This window comes from Mucilaginibacter sp. Mucisp73, assembly GCF_059491465.1.
This window is the reverse complement of sequence record NZ_CP168507.1, coordinates 1,168,048-1,187,384: the sequence shown is the minus strand read 5'-3', so window position 1 is coordinate 1,187,384 and position 19,337 is coordinate 1,168,048. Positions and strand designations below refer to the sequence as shown.

Annotated in this window: 7 protein-coding genes; 2 read left to right on the top strand and 5 right to left on the bottom strand. The window is 41.7% G+C overall.

What is annotated here, in order from left to right; all coding sequences use genetic code 11:
• Position 1 precedes the first annotated feature (1 nt).
• Positions 2–1,555 (top strand): RagB/SusD family nutrient uptake outer membrane protein, encoded by a 1,554-nt coding sequence (locus ACEN82_RS05250; RefSeq protein WP_413319740.1) that lies wholly within the window; start codon positions 2–4, stop codon positions 1,553–1,555.
• Positions 1,556–2,020: 465 nt separating this feature from the next.
• On the opposite strand, the gene ACEN82_RS05245 is transcribed toward ACEN82_RS05250, so the two are convergent.
• Positions 2,021–3,493, bottom strand: a complete 1,473-nt coding sequence (locus tag ACEN82_RS05245) for an RICIN domain-containing protein (RefSeq protein ID WP_413319738.1) — start codon at positions 3,491–3,493, stop codon at positions 2,021–2,023.
• Between the two features lie 840 nt (positions 3,494–4,333).
• Here ACEN82_RS05245 and ACEN82_RS05240 point away from each other — a divergent pair.
• Complete coding sequence (locus ACEN82_RS05240) at positions 4,334–8,449, top strand: two-component regulator propeller domain-containing protein (RefSeq protein WP_413319736.1); 4,116 nt, start codon at positions 4,334–4,336, stop codon at positions 8,447–8,449.
• A 455-nt stretch (positions 8,450–8,904) separates the two neighbouring features.
• Here the strand turns inward: ACEN82_RS05240 and ACEN82_RS05235 are convergent, their stop codons facing one another.
• The 4 genes from ACEN82_RS05235 to ACEN82_RS05220 all read right to left on the bottom strand — a co-directional run bounded on the left by ACEN82_RS05235 (position 8,905) and on the right by ACEN82_RS05220 (position 18,716).
• Positions 8,905–10,503 (bottom strand): RagB/SusD family nutrient uptake outer membrane protein, encoded by a 1,599-nt coding sequence (locus ACEN82_RS05235; protein ID WP_413319734.1) that lies wholly within the window; start codon positions 10,501–10,503, stop codon positions 8,905–8,907.
• A 24-nt stretch (positions 10,504–10,527) separates the two neighbouring features.
• Positions 10,528–13,680 (bottom strand): SusC/RagA family TonB-linked outer membrane protein, encoded by a 3,153-nt coding sequence (locus tag ACEN82_RS05230; RefSeq protein ID WP_413319732.1) that lies wholly within the window; start codon positions 13,678–13,680, stop codon positions 10,528–10,530.
• A 797-nt stretch (positions 13,681–14,477) separates the two neighbouring features.
• Positions 14,478–16,856, bottom strand: a complete 2,379-nt coding sequence (locus ACEN82_RS05225; RefSeq protein WP_413319730.1) for a beta-L-arabinofuranosidase domain-containing protein — start codon at positions 16,854–16,856, stop codon at positions 14,478–14,480.
• A gap of 165 nt (positions 16,857–17,021) precedes the next feature.
• Positions 17,022–18,716: a cellulase family glycosylhydrolase gene (locus ACEN82_RS05220; RefSeq protein ID WP_413319728.1), complete on the bottom strand. Its 1,695-nt coding sequence runs from the start codon at positions 18,714–18,716 to the stop codon at positions 17,022–17,024.
• Between the last annotated feature and the right edge of the window lie 621 nt (positions 18,717–19,337).

Here is a 19,337-nt window from a genome sequence, read left to right as displayed (position 1 = left end):
CATGAAAAATATATATAAAGTCTTAACTGTATTAGCTGTTATTAATCTTGCAAGCTGCAAGAAAGGTCTGTTGGACAAGACTCCAAATGACCGCTTATCACCATCAACATTCTACCAAAATGAAACCCAGGTAAAAATGGCCTTGGTGGGTATTTACAATGCGTTACAGCCCAATGCCACGCCGGCACAATTTTTCCAGTTTGATTTTGAATCGGATAACGCCTATTGCCAGGACGCGTGGCAGGGCTCGAAGGAAGTGGGGGAATGGCAAACAACATCCAACAGTTGGGCCCCATACGCTAAGTGGACGCAGGACTATACTATTATCTCCAGAGCCAATGAGTTCCTAAAGGATGTTGCCGCTGCAAGCATTGATGCTACAGTAAAAAGCCAAATGACAGGAGAGGCTAAGTTTTTACGTGGTTACGCCTATGCTGATTTGATTGCTTATTTCGGCGATGTACCTTTAATTACTCAAGTTCAGTCACTTTCGGACGCATATGTTTCAAGAACGGCCAAAGCCACTGTGCTTACCCAGGTTGTAACTGACCTTACAGATGCCGCAGCAGCATTGCCAGCCTCTTACTCAGGTACCGACGTGGGCCGTGCAACAAAGGGTGCCGCCCTGGCCTACAAAGCAAAAGTGCTTTTGTATAATGGAAAATGGGCCGATGCCGCGCAGGCAGCGCAGGATGTGATTGATCTTAAAGCCTATAGTTTATATCCAAATTATGGTTTATTATTTGATGAAGCGCATGAAAACAACAGCGAGGTAATTTTTGATATCCAATATATTCCAACCACCCAACCACAACCATGGCCGTCATCTGCCCTATCTTTGAGCGTTTGGCCAACACCAAATGTTACCACCGATTTGATCGATTCATATTACATGACCAATGGATTGCCAATTACCAATTCGGCTTCTGGGTACAATTCGCAAAACCCTTATGTTAATCGCGACCCAAGACTGGCTGCTTCAGTGGTGTTGCCCGGCTCTCAGTGGGGTTCAACTACTTACATCCCCGCCACTGATGTAGTTCCGTCAGGGGTCCGTCCCCGTAAATATGCGGCAATTGGTATTCCCGACCCTAATAATTGCTCTTTAAATACTATCCTGATGCGTTATGCAGATGTATTACTGATCCGTGCAGAAGCTTTGATTGAATCCGGAAGTACTGCACCCGAAATTTATACACTCATTGACCAGGTACGGGCAAGAGTAAATATGCCAACGGTAGAAAGTGTGGAAGGAGCCGGTTTAAGCCAGGCACAATTACGTGCCGTTTTGCGCCACGAGCGTAGGGTAGAGTTCTTTATGGAAGGCACCCGGTATGCAGATATGTTACGATGGAAAGATCAATCCCTTGTTCATGACGTGTATGGTTACGACAAATCGTTGCTAAAAAACCCGGCAAGCCCATCTACCTGGAAATTTAGCCAGGTTAAGTTAGAGACCAGGACATTTGACGCTGGCAAAGGGTGGCTTTGGCCGATTCCTCAGGCTGATATTGATATTAATAAAAAATTGTTGCCTAACAATCCGGGATATTAGGGCTCCCGGACATTACATCATTAAATGATGTGATTGCCCCCCCTCTTTAACTATACAACCCTCGATAGGACTGCCGATTGCGGCGACCTATCGAGGGTTTGGTTTTATAAGTGCCTTTGTAATGTATCTGATTGAAATTTTGTTACTTGTTATAGTGTTGTTTAAAAACGATAGTTTTGATTGTAAAGACGCATAATGCGTCTCTCGCTTGCTATTTACGACAACTGAGAAGCTTTTGAAATCGGCTTGTCCTGTGGAAGACGCAATTATGCTCTACATAAAATGCATTAAACCAGATTTTTTTTTGCGAAACATTGTGGGACTAAAGCAAATCAATCTGATTGCAACATGAATAATTATTCGCGCAGCAAATTATCAATTCAAAAGGCCGTCCTTTTTGAGACAGCCTTTTGAATTTTGTTTTTAAACTAAAGCCGGTGCTTACCCTGGCAATTAAATATATTCTTATTGAGCAATAAGTTTCCATTGCTGGTTATAACTTGAACCCTGTGGCCACTGCTGTACAGCTGATCCATTGGCAGTTAAACCTCCGGTATCAAGGCATTTGCCTGTGGTTAGATTAATTACCCTATAATAGCCATCTCCGGTTGAAACAAGCGACCAACGTTGGTTTGTACTCGTGCCTACTACATACTGTAAAACATTTGACCCATCTGCGGTATTTGTACCCACATCAAGACATTCTTTTCCTGTAACACAACTTAAAGTATAATAACCGGCAGTGTAGCTTACATTCCATTTCTGATTGTTGCTTGTTCCTGATGCCCATTGAGCTACAGCTGCACCATCGGTTGTACTGCCCAGGTTATCAAGCATAAGGCCCGATGCCCGGTTTTGAAGTTGATATCGCCCATCAGCAACCGGCCCTATCCATACGGGTGCAGCGGTAAGCTTCCATGACCACCTGAACATATTTGCGGTACCCGGGCTAACCTCGGTAAGGTTATTGTTTGCAGTATACCACCGATAAGTATCAATATCATTAACGCCCGACCATGCTATTGTCCCCATTGAATTATCCTTGGCGTAGGCAAGCGATCCGGTGAGGAAGGCCTGGTCAACATATACGCCGGTATCCCATTGCCACCAAAAGCTCATGTTCCTGAAAGTTTCGATACCAACCTCGGTAACTATGGTACGTGACGCGTATGAACCTGTACGGGCCGACATGATATTATAGTAGCTTGACCAAACATTGTACGAGCCCCAGAACCACCAGTAGCAATGCAGTCCAAGATACTGGTTGGCTAACCTTGAATCGGCACCAACCGCAGTTACGTCGGCGGCATACCCTGTACCATCAAGGATACATTTTCCATCGACCGGGCTATAAGTGGTTAAGAAACCAGCATATAAGTTGTTCAAGTCGGTACTTGAATAATCAACCGGCTCGTTGATAGGTTCATATAATACCGATGTATTGTTTTTATATACATTATTTACTGTTGTCCACATGGTATGCCATTGTGCAGTATCAGGTACATGATGTACCCCAACCGGCCAGTAACAAAGTATTACTTTACAGCCGTTTGCCACAACCGCGTTAATTGCAGCCTGGTAAACCGGCCAATAAGTTGGGCTTGAGGCAGTCCAGGGGTTTATCGGCATCCTGATGGTGGTGCCGCCGCTTGTTTTAACGGCACTGGATATATTAGTGGCCAAAGTAGCAGCCTGTGTAGCGGTAAGCGATGTTGTCATACCACTGGGCAATACAACCCTCCCATCTCCCTCGTTTCCGTTAGGATCGGCCCAGTTTATACCCCTGAAACCGTTTGTATTGGTAGTTGAAAGGGCAAATGATTGTTTTCCAAATTTTTGGCCTGATAGGTCAGCGCCTTTTTGAATAGGGTTTTTAGAACAGCCCATGGTCAGGGCTAACAGGCAGTATAGTGCCCCGGTAGTTAAGTTTTTTCTCATAATTTTATATCAGGTGTTAAATAAGTAGCTCTTTTGATCAATCGGTTTTAATTTTTATGGCGGGGCCCTTCCCAGCGTTAATATGAAGTGAATTATATCGGTTACCAGTAACCTGACCGAATGCATGTTCGGGCACAAATCAAATATTCTCATGGCAGATGTTTTGAACAATAGATTTTCTGCCGATAATTAACTGTCAATCACTGCGGAATGTAACTATCAGTAATTTAATTAGCCATTAAAATGGCTATATGTAATATCGGAGGAAGAAAATCCGTGTTTATATGGTTGTCCTAAATTTCTTTTAAAAAGTAGGAATTGAAAAGGGGGTAAAGCCTCAATATTGCGGGGATAAAGTGGCATTTTATCAGGGTTTACTACAATAGCCCGGCTTTTAATTTGCTTTTTCGCCGATTCAACGAATGCCCTTGCTCTTAATTATTGTTATAAATACAATTAATAATTATTTACATTTGGATGCCTTATAAACTTAGTGTTTCAGCATTATATGACAGGTTCTGCCAAAAGTTAAGCGAACTGACGAATCATTTTTCAATGAGTATTAAATGAGTTTTTGATGGTTACTGGCCCTGAGAGGAAAATTCATCAAATGAATATTTAATACCTGGATATTAGAAAATTATTTGCAGGCACATGCAGAACAGCCAACAAACTCTGTTTCTATATTGCTGAATTGTTGAAGGTTACAAGTGTATTAAGTACAATATTAAATGCATTGACCTGCCTGAGCCAAGGCGGCGATAACTGGTTTATAGTGTAAAAAATGTTAGTGATGATACGGAGTGTTGTATTTGCCTAATTAAAAGTGATAACGGATTTATGCATAAAGTTGTCTTGTTTTTTCTGATTAATCTTCTGTTTGTCAGTGTTGTGAACGCGCAGGCTCCGGTAACTTTTCCAGCTAACGATGCAAGGAATTTTGCATTAAAATCATATACCACTCATGATGGCCTGCCATCTGAAAATGTAACAGTGGCACTTAAAGACAGCCGGGGGTATATGTGGATAGGGACGGATAACGGGCTTTGTAAGTTTGACGGCTACACTTTTGAAAGTTTAGTGAATATTCCCGGAAACACTGCGAGTATAAGTTCAAATTTTATCAGTGCGCTGGCCGAAGACAAGAACGGAAAGATATGGGTTGGCACAATGGACGGCTTAAACATTTTAGATCCCAATACCGAGAAGTTTGAACGATTTTATCATAGCGATAAGATCAAAGAGTCGGTAAGTAATAATAAGATTTTTTCGATCTTCTGCGACAAAGAAGGAACAATATGGATAGGTACGGATGATGGTTTTAATCAATACGTGTCAAATAAGCGATCTTTTGTTAGTTATAAACCCAATCAGAATGATCGATTTTCAATAAAAGGCAAGTCGGTAAATGCAATTGTTGAGGATGATAAAAAAAACCTGTGGCTGGGAAACTGGAATGGTGGATTAAATAAATTCGATAAGGTAAGTAAACATTTCAGCAATTATCCGCAGACTGAATCTCAGCTTAAAAAAAGCCCCAATGATATTTGGAGCCTTTTTTACGATCAAAAAAACGGTTGCATTTGGGTGGGTACCTATTGGAGCGGCCTTTTTTGTTTTAACCCTAAAGACCAGCAATATACCCGTTTTTCAAGTCACGATAATATCAACGTAGGAGCTTTTAGCATTGACAAGGCTAATGACTCCACTTTAGTTGTTGGAAGTAACGGCGGGTTCTATTTTATAAATAAGGGTAATGGTCAATGGCGAAAGATTGGCGATATTAATAGTACTGCGGATGGATATGTTTATAATGATGGGGCCGGTATTATGTGGCTTTGTGGCAAAGACGCCTTAACAAAAGTTGATTTTACACAATATAAATTCCGTTTCATCCCCTTATCAATCGCGCCCCGCGAAGCAAAAAGTATGTTATTGCAAGGCAATACGTTGTGGCTGGCTACCAACGAAGGGCTATATAAGTTTGATTTACCGAAAAAGACAACAAAGTTATTTCAACATACCAATGCCCCCTCAAGTATCAGCAGTAACCAGGTTGGTAAAATATATTTGGATAATGAGGGGGTGCTATGGGCAGCAACCGAAAATGGGTTTGATAAATTTGACAGCGGCAATAATAGGTTTATCCATCATTTTCACCATTCGGCCCTGAGTAATTTTTTTAATGAAGATGTTTTCAGGGATATTCTTGAAGTAAGGCCTCTCGAATATTGGCTCGCCACAGATGCCGGTTTAAAGATTTACCATGAAGAAACACAGCAATTTAAACATTATTATAATGACGACAGGAACCCCAATTCAATTGCCAGTAACCATATTTATAATCTTTTAAAAGATAGCAAAGGCAATGTATGGATCGGAACAAGCGGAAACGGTGTTGATCGTTTTGATCCTAAAACCGGGATTTTTCACCACTATACTTATAATGATAAAATTGCAGGCAGCCTCAGTAATAACATTGTGCATTGCATATTTGAGGATAGCAAAAAGAACATCTGGATCTGCACAGCCGACGGATTAAACAAATATGCTCCGGAAACCGATTCTTTTATTGTTTATTCACGTAAAAACGGATTTGCAAGCAACGTTTTCAACAGTGTAGTTGAAGATGAGGTGGGAAATCTTTGGATCAATTCTGCCACGGGGGTATCAAAGTTTACACCCCAAACATTAGCCATAACTAACTTTGATGAGGGCGACGGCGTATTTTCGCATTCGCTTATTTACAAATCTGCAGATGGGCAAATTTATTTAGCGGGAAATTCAGGTGTCGTGGTATTCGATCCGTCAAAAATTAAATTGAACGATAAAATCCCACCGGTTTACTTTACCGATTTTCAGGTGTTTAATAAATCTGTAAAACCGGGTGCTGATTCACCGTTGAAAAGACCTGTTGGTACAGCAGATACTGCCTTTCTTAATTATGATCAAAATGTATTTTCAATTGAATTTGTTTCGCTGAATTATACTCATCCGGAAAAAAATATTTATCGGTATAAACTGGAAGGCTTTGACGAAAAATGGAATTTTAACGGTAACCAGCGAAGGGCTACTTACACCAATCTTAATCCCGGAACTTATAAATTTAAAGTTATAGCAAGTAATAATGATGGTATCTGGAACAAGACGCCCAAATCCCTGATCATCATTATTTCGCCGCCATGGTACCGTACCTGGTGGGCATATACAATTTATGCCATAATCATTGGCGGGGTAGTTTATCTGTATCTTTTATACCGGGACCGTCAGGCTAAATTAAAATATGAAATCCAGATAGCACATTATGAAAGCGAAAAGGAAAAGGAGCTCAGCGAGCGAAAGCTCGCCTTCTTTACCAATATTTCGCATGAGTTCAGAACACCATTAACTTTGATCATTAATCCTATTAAGGAACTTTTATATAATGAAAAGAAGACGGTAGATACCTCCAATTTAACTATCGTTTACAGGAACGCGCGCCGGTTATTAGGTTTAGTAGATCAGTTGCTGCTTTTCAAAAAGGCCGAATCGGAATCTGATCAATTGAGGATAAGTAATGTTAATATAATCGATTTATGCAGGGAAGTTTATTTGTGCTTTGTACATGAAGCAAAAAGAAAACACATTCAACTTGAATTCATATCACCAACCGATTGTTTGAATGTTTATATCGACCGGGAAAAAACAGAGATCGTGCTGTTTAATTTGCTCTCAAACGCAATGAAGTTCACTCCAAAACTCGGTAGAATTCGGGTTTGTGCAGAGGAATTTGAACAGACAGTTTCAATAATCGTTGAGGATACCGGCTGCGGAATCCCACCTGAAGTTGGCGAAAGACTTTTTAGCCGGTTTTACCAGGTGTCTGATTTGGCCAGTACTTCAAACGGAGGGTTTGGCCTTGGGCTTTATCTTGTTAAAAATTTTGTAGAGCGCCAGGCCGGAACTGTTGAATATCACAGCGATGCAGGAAAAGGGACAGCTTTTACAATCACTTTAAAAAAAGGGAAAGCGCATTTAAAAGATCAGATCATCTCAGAACAGCCAACAGCTACTTCTGAGTTTTTAAAAGAGTTGATAGATTCTGAAACTACAGCCCATGATATAGTGCCCGCAGCAGAGCCGGGAGAGGAAGTAACAGCGTCTGACCTCAAAACACTGTTAATCATCGATGACCACGAGGATATGAGAGAGTATCTCCGTCAGATATTTAAAATTGAATATAATGTTCTTGTAGCGCCAAATGGTGAGGATGGAATCAAAATTATTAATGAGCAGTGGCCGGATATAGTCATATGCGATGTGATGATGCAGGGCATGACCGGGATAGAAGTTTGCGCCGCTATTAAAGAGAATATAACAACATCTCATGTTCCCGTTATCTTATTAACCGCCAGTGCATCAAATGAAATTAAATTAAAAGGTATTGAAGGGGGGGCCGACGATTATATTGGAAAACCTTTTGATAAAGATATCCTGAAAGCACGGGTTAGCGGGCTGCTTAAAACCCGAAATACACTTCAGCAATACTTTTATAATGAAATTACGCTGAATAATAACCCGCACACTATCTCTATCGAGTACAAAAGATTCCTGGATTCCTGTATCCGAATTGTGGAAGATCATATAACTGACCCCGATTTTAATCTGCAATCCTTAGCCTCCGAATTAAATATGTCTTATTCGGGGATCTACAAAAAAATCAAAATGATTTCAGGCCAGCCAGCTAATAGTTTCATAAGAGCTATCAGGTTAAGAAAAGCCGCGCAGCTATTTGTTCACAGCGATTTAAATATATTGGAAACCGCTTATGCTGTTGGAATAAAAGATATAAAATATTTTCGTGAGCAGTTTAAAAAGGTGTTTGATTTAAAACCATCTGAATACATCAAAAAATTCAGGAAGAATTTTAAAAACGCCATGGTTAATCAGGGGGCCGAAAGAAAAATAAACCTGTAATAACTGCCTTGTTTACCCTTTTTAAAAAAGTTAAACTTAATCTTAGCCAGTAGTTTATTGGCTATTTTAAACCTATCCCGGCTCATATGCGTTTGATTATACTTTACTTTTTTTGAAGAAGTATCGCGATAAAAACCGCCCCGGTAAACCGTTTCCCGACGGAAAAGCAAAACAATACTGCTTACTTAGTCCTATACGCTTTACAAGAAACGTGATGCATATTATGTGGTAAGGTTAGTGACAGGATTAGTGATGTTTTTGGCCTGTATCATGGTCTTTATAAAAAGAGAAAGAAAAATTAAAGAAATCTTTCGCCAAGATTATGAAATAAGAGCAAGCTACAAAGCCTGCTCTTATTGGAATTTATGTTACTTAAAAGCTAAACCTATGGAAACGCCACCTATTAGTTCACGATCTGTATAGTTTAGTTGCAAACCAACTCCTTAATAGGCTTCTTAATTCCAGTCGCCTGAAATATCTTTTGCTATTGCAGAGTTGGCATTCTTTTCTGCCAACGGTATCGGGAACAACACATTTTTATCCTGGAAAGGTTGTGTGCCATCTTCAATTTGCCTTTCGGCGTTGATAGTTTGCTTGGCAATACCCCAGCGAATCAGGTCGAAATAACGAACTTGTTCTCCCGTTAGTTCCAATTGTCGTTCACGCATTAATATCCGCATTGCATCGGTTTGGCTGCCTAATGATGTATAAAGCGGCGCATTAACACTTGGCCTGCTGCGTACCTGGTTAATTAAGGCCAAAGGTTTATCACCCGTATTGCCCTGCTGAATATAACTTTCGGCCAACATAAGCAATACATCAGCATAGCGGATCACCTGGCCGTTGATACCGCTTTGCGGGCCACCAAAGGTAGCTACCTTGTTATAATATTCGTACTTAAGCCATTCGTAACCTTTTGTAGCGAAAGGATAAGCTATCGGACCGGTTGCACATTGTTGGCAATACTGTGTCTGTCCGCCGCTTGCGGCATCGCCGTAAAAAGTAAAAGCGGCACGTGGGTCAACGTAATTAACCGATGGATTTTGCGGGTTAGGGTAAGTGAACGCTTTAACAGCTGTTGTAGTTACATAAACGTTGTTCCAATCGTTAAAGCCATATGATTGAGCGCGAACGGTATGTGTTGCCTTACCGCCCCAGGTTTCCTGGCCCCCAAACATATAATACTGGTTACCAATCCCCCAGTCTGTCCACTGCTGGTTCATCACCTGGAAAATAGTTTCAGGGTTCAAGGCAGGATTATCCTGGTTAGGATCGTCAAACAGGTTATTATAAACCGGTGCCAGTGCATAGGTGTAAGGTTGCTGCGTTAGCTTGGTAAGCTCAGCCTGAGCCTGGCCCCATTTTTTTTCATAAAGGTATGATTTACCCAGCAGCGCCACTGCAGCGCCCTGTGTAGCACGGCCATAACTGGTTGCAGGGTAAGATATTGGCAAACCCGCTTCGGCATCTTTCAGATCCTGTTCAATAAAGGCCCATATATCTGCAACGGATGATCTCGGCATATTAATATCGGCAGGTGTTGGCAGGGGTAAATATTTGGTACGTAAAGGTACCCGTCCAAAACAATTAACCAGGTTAAAATAAGCATAAGCACGCAAAAATTTGGCTTCGGCAACATATTGCGCCTGGTCGGTCGTTTCTGCAGCATTAGCTGGCTTCCACACCTGAGCCCTGTCAATAACAACATTGGCCCGTGCAATCAACTGGTAAAATGCCGACCAGGTGTTGTTCATTACGTCAAGGTCGGGGCCAAAATTATACTGGGCCACTTGCAAATAATCACCTAAAAGGGGCTGGTTGTTTTTAGCGTCATACCCAAGCAGGTCGAAAGTAGTATAATAATCACCAGACCAAAAGCCCGTATGCAGCAAAGCGGCGTAAGTGGCTACAACAGCCTGGTTTATTGCAACATCGCTATTAAAATAAGTATCGTAAGTGTAAGCACTTTTGTTTGTCAGATTCAGATCTTTTTTGCACCCTATTGAGAAAGCAAGAAGTGCTGTCATCAAAAGGAATTTTATATATTTTTTCATGTTTTTATTTTTAAAGAATGCCTTTTAAAATGCTGCTTGTATCCCGAATAAAAATGTGCGCGGTTGCGGTACCTGGCCGTTATCAATATTGCGGTTAAAAATAGTATCGTTTGAATTGTTATCGCCATAAACTGTACTTAACTCAGGATCATACCCTTTATAACCGGTGATAGTAAACAGATTTTCAGCGGCAACACATATGCGCAGTTTGCTTAAAACAGAACCTGAAAACGATTGCAGTGTGGCTTTACTAAAGGAATAGCCAAGGGTTATGTTACGCGCACGCAAATAGGAGCCGTTATCGATAAAAAAGTCTGATGGCCTTAAATTTCCGGATCCGGTTGCATTTTGCCCGGCTCTTGGCAGGAGAGCGTTATCGCCGGGTTTCTCCCACCTGTTTAATATAGCTGTTGAGGCATTATGTCCTGTTCCGGCAAACTCCAAACTCGATCTTAAATTGTTTCCAATCTGAACTCCCTGTACGCCTGATAATACCACATTAAGATCAAAATTACGATAAGTGGCCCCAAGGTTAATACCATATATGAACTTTGGAATAGCACTTCCCAAAACTTGCTGGTCTTTGCTGTCAACAACTCCATCCCCATTCAAATCCTTGAATATAAAATCGCCCGGAAGCAACCCTGTTTGATAAACCGCATTGGCATCGCCGGTTTTTTGCTGTGCCGTTTTATTCAGGGCGTCAATTTCGGCTTGGTCTTTAGCTACATGGCCAACCCTGTAACCATAAAATGAACCGATAGGATAACCTGCCTGTGTTAGTGTGTAAATTGCTCCTGTTCCACCAACAATCGGTGTTGGCGATTGTGTACCTAATGATATTGTTTTGTTATTATTGTAAGCACCGTTTACACTTACATTATAACTAAAACCGTTTTGGGGCTTTGAACGGTAACCTAATTGAAATTCGAAACCTTTATTTTGGGCATCCGCCGCATTAACAATCTCGTTACTGTTTGATGTGTTTATACCCACACCCAAACTTGGCGGCAAAGGTATCGCTACTATAAGGCCGCTGCTTTTACGGTTATAGTAATCGGCCGAGAAAGTTAACTGGTTATTCAGGAACGTAAGGTCGATACCCGCGTCGGTTTGGTCGGTTGTTTCCCAATGTAATAAAGGGTTGGCGATAGTTATTACAGTTGTACCGTTAACAAACTGTTCGGTCTGGCCAAACGAATAAACGAGGTTTCCCGGCGGCCCGTTAAAGGTAAATACGCTGGTATTTGTAAGGCCAAATCTGTTATTACCTGTGCGGCCCCATCCTACGCGCAGTTTACCATCATTGATAAATGGCAACGCCGACTTAACAAAATCCTCCTGGGCAAAACGCCACGCAAAACCGCCACCCGGAAAGTTACCATAACGGCTTAACGGGCCAAAGTTTGACGAACCATCGCGCCTGATACTACCCGAAAGAATGTACTTATCGTTAAACGAATAGATTAAACGGGCATAATAGGAAATAACGTTGCCAAATTGAGTGTAATAGCCCGATGAATTACCCTGCACGGTAAGCGTAGGCGCTACACCAATATCCCTTACAGCATCCGATAACATACCTGTGCCCAGCACGCTAAGGTATTTGGTACTCCCTGCATCAATATAACTGGTACCTGCAGTTAATGAAATATTATGTTTTCCGAAGCTGTGATTATATGACAAGTAATTTTCGATGGTATAATTAGAATAGTTATTTGACGCGCGACCTGCCTGCCTGGTGTATCCCAGGTTGTTGGAGGTAACATATGGTATCTGGTACGAATCGTTCACGCTGTTGCCATATACACCTGATACCTGCGAACGAAGAGTTAACCCGTTGATAATTTTCACCTCGCCGAATACCTGCGGAAATAAAACGAGGTCGTGGCTGCTTAAGGTTTGTACACCTAAAATCTGCAATGGGTTTACAGCATTGCTGTTATCATCAACGTTGGTAAGGATAGAGTAACCGGCGGGGATAGACGCATCATAAACGGGCTGATACGGTGCATAACCAAGCGCGTTACCAATACTTGTTACCTGGCCTGCAGTTTTAGTATACCGTAAGTTCAAGGTTTGTCCAAAATGGAAACGACCCAGTTTTTCATCTAATACAAACCGGTTATTAAACCTTCTGAAATTATAATCTTTAACTACGGCTTGCTGCGTAACGTATCCTGCCGACATGTTATAAGTAACCTTGTCGCTCCCTCCGTTTACGCTCAGGTCGTTTTGAGTTGAAACGGATGTTTTAAAAATCTCTTTCTGCCAATTGGTCCTGTCAACTAATACATATGGTGTGTTAAGTTTTGCCGGCACCGGGTTGTTATTGGTCGCGTCTATATCTTTAAGGAGCTTCACATAGTCGGCGGCACCCAGCAGATCAAGGTTTTTAGTGACGTTTGAAACACCCACCTGCGAATTAAATGTAATTTGAGTTGATCCCGCCTTACCTCTCTTGGTAGTGATGATCACAACGCCGTTTGCGGCAGCCACACCATATATTGCTGTAGATGCGGCGTCCTTTAGTATGGTTATATTTTCAATATCCTGGGGGCTGATGGCGTTGAACAAATTGGCATCGCCCTGGATACCATCAATTACGTAAAGCGGACTAACATCGGTAAACGAGCCTGTACCGCGTACAATAATTTGAGCGCCCGAACCAGGCACACCGTTAGCCTGCATTACCTGAACCCCAGGTGCCTTGCCTATTAATAATTGAGCCGGGCTTGTAGATGTATTAGCCCCTGCATCTTTTGCGGTTACCACATTTACCGAGCCTATCAGATCCTTTTTACGGGCGGTACCATAGCCAATTACTACTACTTCATTAAGGGCTTTACTATCACTTTGTAAATTTACATTCAGTACGGTCTTTCCATTTACTTTAATCTCTTGTTTTGTGTAACCAACAAAAGAAAATACAAGGGTAGCATCCCCTGTAACATTAAGCGAATAAGAGCCATCCGTCCGGGTAATAACTCCGTTTTCCTTTCCTTTCTCTGCCACTGTAACCCCGGGTAGCGGACTGTTATCATCAGCCGATTTTACGACGCCTTTAATGGTGACTGTTTGTGCCATCACAGGCAATGTGCTCATAAACACCAGCAGTAGCAGCAAGTGCCGTAAATTAGCTGCGCTTAGCAGCCTTGTAAAATTTGTAATTTTCATTTTCATAATTGGTTTTTGTTGTTAAGTAAAACTTTTATTTAACCACAATTAATTGTTAAATAAACACCAATATCAAAATACAATCGATTGCGAAAATATAGCAAGCATCTCAACTCTGATTGTAAGAAAATATTAAATGAGCTTTATGGTTTATATAATAAGTAATTCCGGCGTTCAAAAATACTTTGCGGAGTAGCGCCATTTGTTAAAAAATAGGTGTACAAATGTTTCAATTTGTATATTTTCATGTTCTTATCATGCTTCGATAAGCGCATATCAATATTTGGCTGTTACCGGCATTTTGAATTATTGGTGTTCAAAAAACAATTGTTTGTATTAAGCGCCACCGTTTCCCAGGCCTATGACGTTCGCATTGGAATAGTTTTGTTATTCAAGTCATCATCATCCGAGTATGTCTAAGCGGTAGAAAGGCAGCATTCTAAGAATCAGCAACGTTGTTAAGGATTTACCTAATGATACCTTATATGGTTGATTTGAGGTTCAACATTAATGACCATCATTTATCATCATCAAAGATGAAGCGCAGTATTTGTTATCCCAAACCGATTCCACGGTTGCCCGGTAAAAGATTAAAAATTTTCTAAAAGTTTTACCCGACAGCCCGGTTTTAGAGGCAGGAATAATTTTGCGGTTAAACAGTGGTTTACTTCTGGAAAGGGCACAAAAAAAGGGCCTTTTTTAAGCCCTGGGTAGTATTTTATATGTATCGAATAACATTTTACCAGACAATAATGACCGATCCTGTAATTGCAACGGCCTGCAACGGATTTAAGCCCTCAATTATTCAAAAGTCTTATTTCATAAACAGGCCCGGCCGTTGCACCCTTATCGGCCTCGAATTTTATCCGGAGACTTTGGTCTGCGTTGTATTTCAAATCTGCCGGCAAATCATATTCCACGGTATAAAAAGCGTCACGTTTACCATCCTTCAAGTCAACTCTGGCCAATTCCTGTTCATTGATAAGGATAGAAAACTTATGGTTCCTTTCAATTCCAAAATATGTGATACTAATTTTCTTTGCAGCTTTATTTTTATCGGTGAGCTTATAGCCGAACGAACCCGTTGCAGCCCTGAAGTGCCTATTGAAATTAACGCCGGCAAAAGAATTCTCTTTTTCCATGAAATGATCTGACTCAGGCTGTTGCTCACCCGGAGTTACCATATCGATAGTATTGGCAGCCAGTTTTGCTTCCTTCGCGTCCTCCTCCGCTAACTTAGCCTGCAATTCGTCAAAGCCTTTGCCCGATTCTTTTCGCCAGTACACTACATAACGGGCATCCTGTATCTTATAAAACGGCACCAGCTTCAGGTTTCGGTATTTAACCGGGTATATTAGTCGCCCGGCAGTAAAGGACATCGGTTTATTTTTATCACCAACTATCATGGGGGCATCATTAGCAGAATCGCTTACAAAAACCGGCATATCTGTAAGCTTATACAGGTTGCCCGCAGCAACATGGCCCATCCTGCTGTCATCGGCCTCACGGCCTTTTTGGGCAATTGTATCAATCACTGAAGCAAGCACGATCGGGCCATGCAATACGGCTTCATAATTGGAGCCGTCGGGAAGTTTCTCCGTCGTCGTCTGCATCGGTAATTGGACGGTGATGATATCCCCTTTCCGCCATTTTCTTTTTAGCTGCACATATGATGACAGCTGCGCTGTAACTTGAACGGGCCGGCCATTGATGTTAATTGAAAGTGCACCGGTTTTTACCCATGATGGATACCTGATGTTTATCCCGTATGCACCATTGCCAGTTTTCAAAATCTTCAGCGTAGTTGTTTCCTTGTCAGGGAACACGGTTTCCTGCTTAAGTTGCAAGCCCTTTTGCTTCCATATAAGCTGAGACGGAATAAACAGATTAACATATAGCTCGTTATCTGAATGGCTGTAGATCATTTCACCATACTTTGAATGATTTTCCATACCGGAGCCAACGCAACACCACATGCTTGTTTGTGGCTGGGAGTACACCCTGTAATGCCCGGGGCGCATCGGTGTAAAGTAAACAAAACCGCCCTTCCCCGGCCGCTGGGTTGTAAGGATATGATTATACAACGCCCGTTCGTAATAATCGATATAGGCAATATCCGGATCTGACATGTACAGATCTTCGGTAAGCTTAAGCATGTTATAGGTATTGCATGTTTCGGGTCCTTCTACACTGGAGATCATGGTAGAGAAATCTGTAGCAGGGTTAAAATGTTCCCTTACACTATTGCCACCTGTTGCTACCGACCGATGGTGTACAACGGTTTGCCAAAAGAACGTCGCCGCATGATTGTAGGCGGTATCACCGCTGTAATCAGCAATCCGCTTAAAACCTATCACTTTGGGGATCTGCGTATTTGCATGTAAATTATCCAGTTTATCCTGACCTTTTTCAAGCGGCTGAAGGAGAGCCTGGTGAGAGAAACTGTAGGCCGCATCAAGGTATTTCTTTTCGCCGGTGATGCCGTATACATCTGCCAGTACCTCATTGACACCTCCGTGCTCATTCCCAAGCAGTTGCTGCATTTGTGACTGGCTAAGTGCAGTACTGATATTGTAAAACCAGTCTGCCAGTTTAATCAGCATGACTTTTGCTGTTTGATTATTTTCATACAGCCATGCATCGCGCAGCCCGGCAAATACTTTATGAATATTATAAAAAGGCACCCATTTCTTATTGAAATCTGTAAAATCACCCTTCATTACCTGGGGCCAAAGTTCGCGGCTTCCAGGCACGCCACCCAAATATCCGTCACCGTTTTTGTCCTGGCACAATTTAAGCTCATTGATCATGTAATCAAGGCGCTGGCGCATACGGTTATCACCAGTAGAAGCATACATCATAGCCAGGGCAGAAAGATAGTGGCCACCGATATGTCCATCCAGGCCCGAATTTTCCCAATTTGTATAACTTTTAGCTTTTTGTGGCAGCCCCGCCTCCCTCCTAAAAGGTGCAAGCAGGCGGTCGGGCTGCAGGGCAAACATATAGTTGAGGTCTGTCTGCTCCTGTTCTTTAAAAATCCCCGGTAATAGCCTGACATCCTGTAGAGGAAAGCTTTTGACAACCTGCTTTTGTTGCGCCCACAGCAAAAAGGGGCTAAGAATTAATAAAAAAGCGATGCGTTTCATAATTGGGTTTTCATCGGCAAGATACATCATTAAGTGTTAAAACAACAATAAAAAGACAAAAGGCCTTCAAATCGCTAATTTGGAGGCCTTTACATTATTGTTCGTTTTTAAATATCAACTACCGCTTATATCGCGGCGCATCTTTCATGCTTTTTGTGAAGAAAGAAAAAGATATAAGTTTTCTTAAGGGTTACATTATATTTTCACAAAGCCCCATTGCTGGTTACGCCCGCCAGAATAGGTCCATTGAACAGCAGCTACACCGTTATTAAGCGAAGCCCCGTTAACATCCAAAGCTTTCCCACTATTGGCATTGATGATTTTATAATATCCATTGTCTGTTAGCTGAATTGACCATTTTTGATTTGCGCCGCCATAGTAATCCCACAGGTCTACCTGTCCTCCGTCAGCTGTGTTCAAACCATAAACTTCGAGGCATTTTCCGGTTGCATGCATTGGAGTAAGCCTGTAATAACCGCCTCCCGCGTCTTCTACTTTAAATTGCTGGTTTGCCCCTGCTAAATAGTCCCACTGATCGGCCTGTGTTTGATTGGCAGTTCCCCAGCCTGCAAATTCCAATGCTTTGAAACTGTTTCTGCTGTAAATCTGGTAAACTTGGCCAACCTGAATTATTGAAGAGGTATTATTTTGCGCTCCCTGCAAAATGGCGGCTAAACCTTGCTGATCGTAAACGCTGTTGTTCTGCCTGTTAAAAATCCGACCCGGATTGGTTGAGTCCGTACCACCTGAATCAAAATAAAATGGTTTTAACCCATATTGTAATGCCTGGTGGACAAAATAATTGAGGTAATAACCTCTGCTTGCAAGTTGCAGGTTTAGTGCATCGCCGGTAAGGCCTAATCTGCGGTTTACTGCATATTCTCCCAGCATAACAGGAATGCCCTTATCAACAAACTTTGTTTTCATCAACGAAAGTTCTGAAGTCATATGTGATTCTTCACCCCAGGTAGCATTTCGTGAAGCATCGGTTGTAGAATGATACCCGCTGCCCCAATAATAGAACATATTGCCCCAGCTTGCATCCGATGTCAAAAAACAAAACTGAGCCGGATCATAATAATGTACTTCAACCATTAAACGGTTGCTTGCCGGATCAGTTGGAAGCGTATTCATCAAAGTGTTGGTGCCATCAATGTTAGTACTTGGCCCTTGCACAAGCAGCACCCTGTAACTGTTATGCCCCCCGGTTGATCTGACCGCGTTAACAAATGTTTGATGATATGAAAGCAGCACACTCATCCCGGTAGCATCTGATACATTGGGTTCATTGGCGCTGGCAAAAATCACATGCTCGTCAAAACCACGCATTTGCGTGGCTATTTGCTCCCAAAAAGCTTTTTGTTTGGCGTTAACTGCGGCCTGTGCGGCGGTGGTACAATTGTTCTCCAGCCACCCGCCGTCCCAATGTATATTTAGTATCACATACAAACCGTCGTTAACGCAATATTGAACAACCTGTTGCACCCTGTTGAGCCATGATTGCTGAATTTGCCCGGTGTTTTGGTCAGAGTACTGATCCCAATCACAGGGAATACGAACCGCGGTAAAACCAGCTTGCTTAACTTTATCAATAAGTGCCTGGGTTACCAAAGGGTTACCCCAGGCTGTTTCGCTGCCTGATGCTTCGAGTGTATTACCAATATTCCACCCCAATTGAAACTTTGCCGCAAGCTGGGCGGCAGTACTGGTTACCCCTGTTTGATCAGGCGCAAGAGGCGACGTATTGTAATTTGGATAACTGGTTATAGCCAATGTTTTAACCGTTTTGGAAACAGGCGGCTTAACCGCCGGGCTGGCAATTTGTTGCTTTTGGCAACGGGTAAGCAATAAAATCGCGGCTACCCCAAATAAATAGTTTAGTGTTCTCATATTTAAATATTAATTGGTTTATAGCAAAAAAAGAACAATTAAACAGAGCGCATAAACAAACGCCTTTTAGCGATTGTGCTTCTGTTTCAAATCTGTGCAGGTTATTTTTTGGTTAAAGCCACTTTTCGGCTATTGGTTTGGGAGCCAAATATATAGGCCGATAAGGCCACAAAAGTGAATAAATAGGGTGCCGAATGTTTAATTTAAAAGAAAATACAGTACTGGTGACTATAATCTTGAATACTATAGGTATAATCCAAGATAAAATGTAACGAAAATTATTATCAACTAAGATTAAGGCCTTACTGAAGTAATTTAAACAAAACTAATTCGTTTTACTCCTTTAAGTTGTAAATAATAGTAATTTAGTAATATCATTAATACCTCAACCTTCTTTAAATGATTAGCAAGATAGAAAAGACAGCCGCGACCATGTCTGTAGGCTCGCCGCTACAAAATTTCGAGTTTTATACTTCCATTACTTTATTAACGGCAGTGGTAATTTTTCAAATCAGGTCATCAACGAAAAAAAAGAAGCCCTGAATATTATTTGAAGTACTCGTAAGATATTTATAAAATATAGAGTAATAAATGTTGCTCACCAGCAGGCAAATAAATATG